The sequence below is a fragment of the Okeania sp. SIO3B5 genome (assembly GCF_010692555.1).
Taxonomy (GTDB): domain Bacteria; phylum Cyanobacteriota; class Cyanobacteriia; order Cyanobacteriales; family Microcoleaceae; genus Okeania.
The window spans coordinates 1-8,686 of sequence record NZ_JAAHHG010000431.1; the positions used below are offsets into that span (position 1 = coordinate 1).

Here is an 8,686-nt window from a genome sequence, read left to right on the forward strand (position 1 = left end):
ATCATGTCCGGTTGAATAATTAGACTTTGGTGGAAGGAAGGCAGCTATGCTGGAGGCAGGAGGCAGAAGGTTTTCTCCTTTTTTCACCTTAATTTTATACACGCTCCGATGCTACCGGACATGATATGATAACTGAAATTACCTCCTGCAAAGCAACAGCTTATATCATGTCCGGTTGAACAGTGATAAATAAATAACTACGGAGGAGTCAGTCCTCAGGAGTCAGGAGTCAGGAGGAAAGAGGGAAGAAAGAAGAAGAACTGGAGTTGAAGGAGAAAGTTTTTTTATAACTAATTATCCGGACATGATATTATAGCTGATAGCTGAAAGCTGTTTGCGCAGCATTCCGCAGGAAATGCTTACAAATAATCTTTCCACAAATGAAAATTAATTGTCCTACCAAGTAAAAATACACCTTTTCCTTCTGTTCTTGATTGCCTCAATAAATCACAGGCATTTGCTATAACATAATCTAAGCAATCTCGATCTCCCAACAATACATCTTGTTCTGTTTCATACAATGAAACGCCTTCATTTCGCAAACATCTTCTTGCATAAAATACTGTCATATCTCGTCCTAATATTTGTTTAATCCATGCCCTTGCTCCAATCGCAAATCCTTGATTCGGATGACACATAAATACTAAACCACAAATACTGCTAATAATAGGTTTGATAAGTTCTCCCTTTTCATTAAAAGCTTGGTATAATGGTAAATTTTTAAGTTCTAAATCTTGAGTAGTATAAATTTTTGTATTAATTTTTTTCAACTCTTCATTTGATAATTTAGTCCAAGGTATTGTAGCAAATTTTTGATTTTTTAAATATTCGATCCACTCAGAATCTAAATTACATTCTTTAGCACCATAAATTAGAGTTTTTAAATATCTTTTAGAAGGTGGCACACCATCTTTAATTGTAATACCTGGAAATTTAATTTTTTCTCTGTAAGCTATATATGTTAGAGCAGTAATAGTAGTAGTTGAATCATAAGGCAAAACTTGTACAATTTCTTCTTGATATACTTGACCTTTACCTTCTAATCCATCAATTACTGCTTTACATTCTGGTGACATTTCATACAAACAACCATGTACAGTAGAATTTTTTTTATAAACTAAATTAGCGTAACTTGGATCGACATTATTCGTCGGCACATATAAATTAAATTTCAATTCAAAATCTTTTAATATAGCTGGTTGAGAATGTAAAATTAGTGAATTAGGTTCTGTATTGTATTTTTCCTTAGTTTGAGGATTTAATGATAATTTGAATTCTATTAATGATTTAGATAAATTGGAGCCATAAGCAAAGTATTTAACATTAGAAGTAGATCTGGGAAATTGTTCCGAGTTTGGTCGCATATAACCTCGATTAGTGAGTAATTAGTAATTTTCATTTTATCAATTTTTGATAAATTTTTTTGCTATTCTAGACATTATAAAGCCTATTAGGGTCTGTTACGCTGACGCTAACACACCGAAAATAAAAATATAGATGCTGCGTTAATTAAATATAACGTATTGTACAAGAGCTACTGTTGCTGTTAATTTCATGTTTAATTACCTCGATTAACTTTGTATATTAATCAAATAAAACTACTTTGCTTTGTCCCAGAACAAATATTATCTATCTACCGTACTTATAAAAATATTACCTTATCTAAAGTACCTTATTTTTGTCGAAAATAGGTTTTTTTGTGTGGTGAGACGATCGCTACTTAAGGCAACTTTGTACCTAAAGTTTTTGTATTGTTAATTTGATCTCCCTATTCCCTGAATTCTGAAAGAAGTCTATAGTAATATTAGGTTTTTGTTGGGTTGCGCTGTCGCTTAACCCAACCTACAATTTCACTGGTATTGAAGCTATTCATTTGAAGGGATTGCATTATCTTGATTACTCTCATGTTTATGGTGAGGAAAATTTGGCAAGTTTAGCTTTTTATGATGTCTATATGAAAAAGATATTATTTGTAGTGAATATTTTCCTGAATTATGGTTAGCTCCAGCAGCTTTACTTACAGGAGATTTAGCCTAAGTTTTGGCAATTTTACAACAGGGATTAAATTCTTCAGAGCATCAAAATCTTGTCAGAGAATTGGCCGAAAAATATGATTCACCTTAAAAATCAAAAATATCGGGGTTGGCGATCGGGTAATGCCCTTAAATACAGAAGTTTCCGAAGCTATGAGGTACAGTTGTTTTTATTCTTTTCTGTTCCCTGTTCCCAGATCCGGTGTTCCCTCAAACCTAAAATTTTGTACCTCATAACAACGGAAAACGCTGTATTTATGAATGGTTTATAAAAAATCTGTTAAACTTGCCATCTAGAAATATAATTAGAGTATATTTGTGAAAAAATCACAGATATACTACTTTAGATATTATTGAAAATATTATGCTGATTGAATTCAGTGTTGGTAACTATTTATCTTTTAAAGAAACTGTCACTTTGAGTATGGTGGCAACAAAGGTTACTGCCAAGAATAAAAGTGTTGATAAAAATAATGTTTTTCAGGTTGATGAAGAGTTAAGTTTGCTCAAAAGTGTTGCTGTTTATGGTGCTAATGCTAGTGGCAAAAGTAATTTGATTCAAGCAATGGGTTTTATGCGTTGGTTTGTGCTGAATTCATCAAAAGAAACTCAGATTGAGGATGCTATTAATGTGGAGGAGTTTAGATTAAGTACGGAGACAGAGGGAAAACCTTCTTTGTTTGAAATTGTCTTTATTTTAGAAGATAAATTATATAGATATGGTTTTGAAGTGGATGAAAAACAGGTAGTTTCTGAATGGTTATATTATGCCACAAATGAAGAGGAAAGTAATCTATTTGAACGGAATGAAAATGGTATCAAGATGACCGAGAATTTTAAAGAAGGAGAATTAATCAGTGATAAGACGAGAAACAATGCACTTTTTCTTTCTGTAAATTCTCAATTTAACGGCAAAATTTCTACAAATATTTTGCGTTGGTTTATAGATGATTTGAATATAATTTCAGGACTATATAGCGATTTATATAAAAGTATCACAGTTGATTTTTTTCAAGATAGTAAATATAAAAATGCAATTCTTCAATTGATTAGAAAATGGGATTTAGGTATTGATGATATTAAAATTGATACAAAAAATGTTTTGCCAGAAGAGTTTCCTAACATTTATTCAGAAGGATTTAAAAAACTGATGAGCGATGCTGGAGCTTACACTGATGAAATTCAAACACTCCATAAAAAGTATGACTCTGAAGGTAAAATGGTATCTGAAGTAGTATTTGATTTTGAAAAAAATGAATCAGAGGGAACTAAAAAGTTATTTGCTTTTGCTGTACCAATTTTGGAGAGTTTAAGAAATCGAGAAATTTTAATAATAGATGAACTAGACGCTAGATTACATCCCATAATTACTCGTGCAATTATCGATCTATTTAACTCTAATCAAACTAACCCTGAAAACGCTCAACTAATTTTTACAACCCACGATACTAACTTACTTAATAATAAGATTTTCAGACGAGACCAAATATGGTTCACAGAAAAAAATCGGCAAGGGGCAACCGATTTATATTCTTTGGTTGAATACAAAGTCAGAAATGATGCAAGTTTTGAAAGTGATTATATTAAAGGTAGATATGGAGCTATACCTTTTCTTGGAGATTTAACAGAATTATTTGAAAAAAATGGCTAGAAAAAAAGCATCTAAGAAAAATTCTCAAAATTCTAGGAATGGGAAAAGCAAGTATAGTCGTTATTCAAGAAATAAAAAAGTAGAAACACGAGAAATTAAAGAGCGTTTTTTAATAGTTTGTGAGGGAACAAAAACAGAACCAAATTATTTTAAAAGTTTTCCTGTTCCTAAAGATGTAATTGATGTACGAGGTTTTGGTAAAAATACAATTAGTTTAGTTAAAGAAGCTGTCAGGATTCAAGAAGAAGATAATGATTACGATCAAGTTTGGTGTGTATTTGACCGAGATTCATTTCCAGTCGAAATTTTTAATGAAGCAATAAAATATGCTGAAGATAATGATATTGCAGTCGCATATTCTAATGAAGCTTTTGAACTTTGGTATTTGTTACATTTTGATTATCGTGATACTGCAATATCTCGCACAGAATATAAAAAATTTTTAACTAAAAGGATGAAGAAAAAGTATGAGAAAAATAACGATGAAATGTATGAAATATTGGCTAGCAAACAACATCAAGCAATTAAGAATGCAGAGAGGTTATTAGAACAATATAATCCACCCAATCCTGCTAATGATAATCCTTCCACAACAGTACATTTATTAGTTAAGCAACTGAATAGATTTATTCGTAAATAGGTGTGGAGCGATCGCTCCTCCATCCCACAAAAAAAATGATGATATTACAAGTTGACGTGTGGAATCTGTGTTACTATATAGTTCATTATATTTTAGCTGGTTCTAAAGTTTTTGATAATTATAGGAAGAATCAATTGATGAAACTCGAAGACTATTTTAATTTTTTAGCTCCCAATGACATTCGACTGAAAGGAACCAGGATAGGAATTGAAACCATCCTTTATGATTTTATTTATAGATCTAAAACTCCTGAAGAGATTTTCCAAACTTATTCGTCTTTAACCTTGGAACAGGTTTATGCCACAATTTTGTATGATTTACACAATCAAGAATCAGTAAATCAATATATAGCTGATTGGTTAGAATGGGGCAGAAAAATGCAAGAATAACAGCGCCAAAATCCTTCCCATGCGGTACATAAATTGATAAAAATCAAAGCTGAACAAGGTAACAGAAGTCAGAAGTCAGAAGTTAGTTAAACAGTATAATAATCTCCTAATAGTAATGACAATAGCTATAAAAATCATTATTAAATTCTGAAATTACCAATCATAAAGATGTTAGTAATTTAATGTTAAAAACAGTAAGACTACATAACTTCAAAAGTCATCCAGAAACAGAACTTGAATTCGATGATTCTCAACTACACGCACTGGTAGGAACTAATGGTTCTGGTAAAACATCTGTTTTACAAGCATTACATTATCTGAGCAGACTTGCAGAGGAAAATAATTCATCATTTAAAGACGTTTTTCAACATGAAAATTCCCCAGAATTTATAGTAAGAAAGGGACAAAATCAGATGTCTGTTAGTGTAAGTGTTTTTTTGGAAGATAACCCTATACAAAACTGGGAATTAACTCTTAATTGGCAAAGAAAGGATAATTCTGGTTGGTTGCCAATATTATCTTCAAATCCGAAAGGGAATAAGCGTTCAGATGGACAAATCTCATTAGTATCTTCTGCACTAAAAGAGTATTGGATATCTTCAGTTTACTTAAAATTGATAGCTGCTAATCTTGCTAAAGCTGCTTATAGTGATGCAGTGACACCACAAATTGAGTTTAATGGTTCCTGTTTAGCACCTAATTTAGATTACCTCCGCAACGAAGCACCAGATAAATTTCAATCCTTGCAGAAAATGCTGCAACAAGTTGTTCCCGGTGTCAAAAGGTTAGGAATAAGACGAGCTAAAGTTGCAGTTGATCGCCAACGTTTAATAGAAGTGGATGGAAAATCTATTTCCTACCAAGAAAGTCAGGAAATGGCGGGACAAGAAATAGTTTTCGATATGAAGAGTGGCGATCGCATTCCTGCCCATGCTATTAGTGAAGGAACAATTCTTGCTCTGGGTTTATTGACGGTTCTGATGAATCCTAATCCACCTAATTTAGTATTATTAGATGATGTTGAGCAGGGACTTCATCCTCAAGCACAACGAGAATTAATGTCTGTTTTTAAGCAAATTATTGAAGCGAATCCCAATTTGCAAATTATTTTTTCTACTCATTCTCCTTATATTGTTGATGAACTTACACCCTCTCAAGTTCATGTTTTAACTAACAATAATTCAGGTTTGACTCATTGCAAAAGATTAGATGAACATCCAGATGTAGAATGGGCAAAACAAACTTTAACTACTGGAGAATTTTGGGATGCTGAAGGTGAAGATTGGGTAATTGCAGAAGAAACAAATGAATGAATTTATTGTTATTGTGGAAAGTAGTGCTGATGCACGAACTGCTACTAAATTAGGCGATCGTGTTTTAGTGGAGAAAGTTAATTGGTTAGAAGAACAACAACTTCAATATTTTTTTCGGTGGAGTGGTTTAGAAGAAAATACAGAATATTCCTGTTGGAAGGATATTAACGATATAATCGAACGAGCAAAGAGTTCGGGTGTTCGTATACCTAGATTTCTGCGGAGTAAAAATGGAGCAACTAAAACTGATGGTGCAGCAGCAAGAAAAATTTTAAATTTAGTCTCTTATCTGCAAAAAAGGCGACAAATTAAAGCAGTTATATTTATCCGCGATCTAGATAATCAACCTCAGCGAAAAGAAAGTGTTGAACAAGTGCGCTCGGAATATAGCGATCGCCCACTTAAAATTGTTATGGGAATGGCGAACCGAACGCGAGAAGCATGGGTTTTGAATGGTTTTATTACGTTGAACAAATCAGAGGAAAAAATTCTTGAAGAGATTAAAACTCAATTAAATTTCGATCCTTGTGAGGAGTCTCATAGACTGCGTTCCAATTCAAAAGAAGAATCGGATCGTATGAGAAATCCTAAAGTGGTCCTTGAAAAACTCACAGGAGGAGACTTTGAAAGAGAAAGGAAATGTTGGGAAGAGACGGATTTGGAAATTTTACGAAACAGAGGTGTTAGTACAGGATTAACGGATTATATGAATGAAGTCGAAAATCAATTGACTAGCATCTTTCTTAAAGATAATCCTTAATTAACAAACTTAACCACCTTTAAATTTTCTACTTCTTCACAGAGATTTTTCAACATCCAAGATTCTCCAATCCATTCGTCTAATTCTAGAGTTTCTGTAAATTCATCATTTTCATATTTTCTGAGAAATTCTTCTGTAGATAACTGATATTTAGTCTCAAATTTATGCAATCTTTGTTTGGTTTGTTCAATACCATTAGATAAAGACTGTAATTCTTTTTCTACTGCTGCTTTCAAAAATATTTTTAATGATTCTGGATGCTGGCATTTAATCTTAAGTTCTGGCATATTTACCTCCTGAGAATATTTTCAATTTCCTGCAATACATCTACTAAATTAGGAGCATTTGAGGAAATAACATTTTCTTGACTACCTTCATGTTTATCAAAAAAATTGAGTCTAAAACCCCGCCTTTTAAAGCGAAATGTTTTTGGAGTCTTGCTCTAATCCCCATTACAAAAACAACTTCTGACTTCTAACTTCTGACTTCTGACTTCTGACTTCGTTAAGATGCCTCGTATTATCATAGCGGAAAATCAGATTATTTGAGGCAGTCATATATTGATAGAAATACATATCGCGGTCTATAGTTAATTCCACATCTACAAATTCTCGCACCATTAAAACAGAATTATCTAGAAAGTTTATTTCGCCTCGAATCATACCTTCAAATTTTTGGATTATTCATTTTCTGTTTCCCAATCTTCAGCAATCCTAACTAATAAAGGTAGAAGATTAAAATTTTAATACTGTGACGATTTCTCACAAACAGCACAAAGCCTGCTGAGGTTATTGTCAGTTAAGCTATTAGAGCGAATAAATATTTTTTGGTGATGATATAGTGCTTTTGAAACCAGACTAGAAAATTTGTTTGCTAGATCGCCTTGCAGTGGCTGGATTGGATTTAGTATCTATGAATTGCACAGAATGAAAAGTATTAATCCACAGATGAGCGCCACAACTTGCTGGTTTGTAAGGTCGATAGACGATTTGGCAAGGACCTGAAATATATAACTCATAACCATAATAGTTATGACCGCCGTGCTTAACTGACACTACAGCTTCCAATTCTGTTGGAGGCTTAGTTTTATTACTTTGAATTTTGTTTTGATTGACATGAATCATTTTTGGTGTGGTAGATTCTCTCTTGCGCCATATACCTTTCGGACCCCGCCGAGCCGGAATTATTACGGGCATACCGCTCTCAGAAACTGGTATTTCCCAGAATCTGCCTTTTTTTTCGGCTCCTTTAACTCTTCCTTGAGCTAATAAAACTAATAAACGTTGACGAGATATACCTAATAAAAAAGATGCTTCTCTAGTACCCATGATTTTTTTCCTTAACTGTTGGACAATAGTTAAAAATTATAAAATACCTACTATTTATAAAGTTATTAGGACTTACGCAGATACGCTATATATAGTACTCATAACTATTGTCCAATAGTTACTGGACTCTATACACAGTGTCTTTGCGTAAGTCCTGGTTATTTAAAAACGAATATAAACAAAATTATTGGTTTTGTCTACCTAGAATTTGCTAAAAAAGTATGAGTGGTTAGGGTAGGAGTCAACTGAGACGGTCTAAACCTGAACCGAGAGGTTTCAAACCTCAACTTCTTCAAAAGATGTCAAATGGGTTCTATAGAATGAACAATGAAGAAAGGTGAGCATATTTTGACATCCTCCCCGGCCTGAAGGCACGGGGATTCCTACCGAGCCGTAGCTCCTCGGCGAGTTGACGTTTCATTGGCTGCTGCTGCCAGATGCGGTAGTCTTACGCTTGCCTCCGCGTCCGTTTAATGTCTCGGACTGCCCGCCCGCGACTAATATATTTATCGCTGCATTCTCGTCTAAGAACATGTTTTGCACCACAGTTGAGACACTCCCATTCTCGCACC

The 8,686-nt window shown here is 33.4% G+C and carries 9 protein-coding genes; 5 read left to right on the forward strand and 4 right to left on the reverse strand.

The genetic code is table 11. The features are described 5' to 3' along the window. Positions 1 to 359 precede the first annotated feature (359 nt). Positions 360 to 1,364 (reverse strand): gamma-glutamylcyclotransferase family protein, encoded by a 1,005-nt coding sequence (locus F6K54_RS34470; protein ID WP_293088121.1) that lies wholly within the window; start codon positions 1,362 to 1,364, stop codon positions 360 to 362. A 1,033-nt stretch (positions 1,365 to 2,397) separates the two neighbouring features. On the opposite strand from F6K54_RS34470, the gene F6K54_RS34475 reads away from it, so the two are divergent. From F6K54_RS34475 to F6K54_RS34495, 5 genes are all read left to right on the forward strand, one after another. Then, on the forward strand, positions 2,398 to 3,684 hold the full coding sequence (locus F6K54_RS34475; RefSeq protein ID WP_293088123.1) for an ATP/GTP-binding protein: 1,287 nt from the start codon (positions 2,398 to 2,400) through the stop codon (positions 3,682 to 3,684). Continuing rightward, positions 3,677 to 4,324: an RloB family protein gene (locus F6K54_RS34480; RefSeq protein ID WP_293088125.1), complete on the forward strand. Its 648-nt coding sequence runs from the start codon at positions 3,677 to 3,679 to the stop codon at positions 4,322 to 4,324. The genes F6K54_RS34475 and F6K54_RS34480 overlap by 8 nt, the downstream gene beginning before the upstream one ends. A gap of 35 nt (positions 4,325 to 4,359) precedes the next feature. After that, positions 4,360 to 4,713 (forward strand): DUF433 domain-containing protein, encoded by a 354-nt coding sequence (locus F6K54_RS34485; protein ID WP_375342024.1) that lies wholly within the window; start codon positions 4,360 to 4,362, stop codon positions 4,711 to 4,713. Between the two features lie 182 nt (positions 4,714 to 4,895). Further along, complete coding sequence (locus F6K54_RS34490; protein ID WP_293088127.1) at positions 4,896 to 6,026, forward strand: AAA family ATPase; 1,131 nt, start codon at positions 4,896 to 4,898, stop codon at positions 6,024 to 6,026. After that, positions 6,019 to 6,786 carry a hypothetical protein gene (locus F6K54_RS34495; protein ID WP_293088129.1) on the forward strand — a complete coding sequence of 256 codons (768 nt, stop codon included), beginning with the start codon at positions 6,019 to 6,021 and terminating at the stop codon, positions 6,784 to 6,786. Before F6K54_RS34490 ends, F6K54_RS34495 begins: the two co-directional genes overlap by 8 nt. Here the strand turns inward: F6K54_RS34495 and F6K54_RS34500 are convergent. The 3 genes from F6K54_RS34500 to F6K54_RS34510 all read right to left on the reverse strand — a co-directional run bounded on the left by F6K54_RS34500 (position 6,783) and on the right by F6K54_RS34510 (position 8,114). After that, positions 6,783 to 7,073 (reverse strand): hypothetical protein, encoded by a 291-nt coding sequence (locus F6K54_RS34500; protein WP_293088131.1) that lies wholly within the window; start codon positions 7,071 to 7,073, stop codon positions 6,783 to 6,785. The two genes, F6K54_RS34495 and F6K54_RS34500, sit on opposite strands and share 4 nt — an antisense overlap. Positions 7,074 to 7,238: 165 nt before the next feature. Next, positions 7,239 to 7,448, reverse strand: a complete 210-nt coding sequence (locus F6K54_RS34505; protein WP_293088133.1) for a DUF6516 family protein — start codon at positions 7,446 to 7,448, stop codon at positions 7,239 to 7,241. Between the two features lie 195 nt (positions 7,449 to 7,643). Beyond that, entirely contained in the window at positions 7,644 to 8,114 is a 471-nt protein-coding gene (locus tag F6K54_RS34510; protein WP_293088135.1) for a hypothetical protein, read from the reverse strand. Between the last annotated feature and the right edge of the window lie 572 nt (positions 8,115 to 8,686).

Coding starts and splice junctions, on each gene's coding strand:
- F6K54_RS34470 (WP_293088121.1), bottom strand. CDS start 1,364: ATGCGACCAAACTCGGAACAATTTCCCAGATCTACTTCTAATGTTAAA.
- F6K54_RS34475 (WP_293088123.1), top strand. CDS start 2,398: ATGCTGATTGAATTCAGTGTTGGTAACTATTTATCTTTTAAAGAAACT.
- F6K54_RS34480 (WP_293088125.1), top strand. CDS start 3,677: ATGGCTAGAAAAAAAGCATCTAAGAAAAATTCTCAAAATTCTAGGAAT.
- F6K54_RS34485 (WP_375342024.1), top strand. CDS start 4,360: ATGATGATATTACAAGTTGACGTGTGGAATCTGTGTTACTATATAGTT.
- F6K54_RS34490 (WP_293088127.1), top strand. CDS start 4,896: ATGTTAAAAACAGTAAGACTACATAACTTCAAAAGTCATCCAGAAACA.
- F6K54_RS34495 (WP_293088129.1), top strand. CDS start 6,019: ATGAATGAATTTATTGTTATTGTGGAAAGTAGTGCTGATGCACGAACT.
- F6K54_RS34500 (WP_293088131.1), bottom strand. CDS start 7,073: ATGCCAGAACTTAAGATTAAATGCCAGCATCCAGAATCATTAAAAATA.
- F6K54_RS34505 (WP_293088133.1), bottom strand. CDS start 7,448: ATGATTCGAGGCGAAATAAACTTTCTAGATAATTCTGTTTTAATGGTG.
- F6K54_RS34510 (WP_293088135.1), bottom strand. CDS start 8,114: ATGGGTACTAGAGAAGCATCTTTTTTATTAGGTATATCTCGTCAACGT.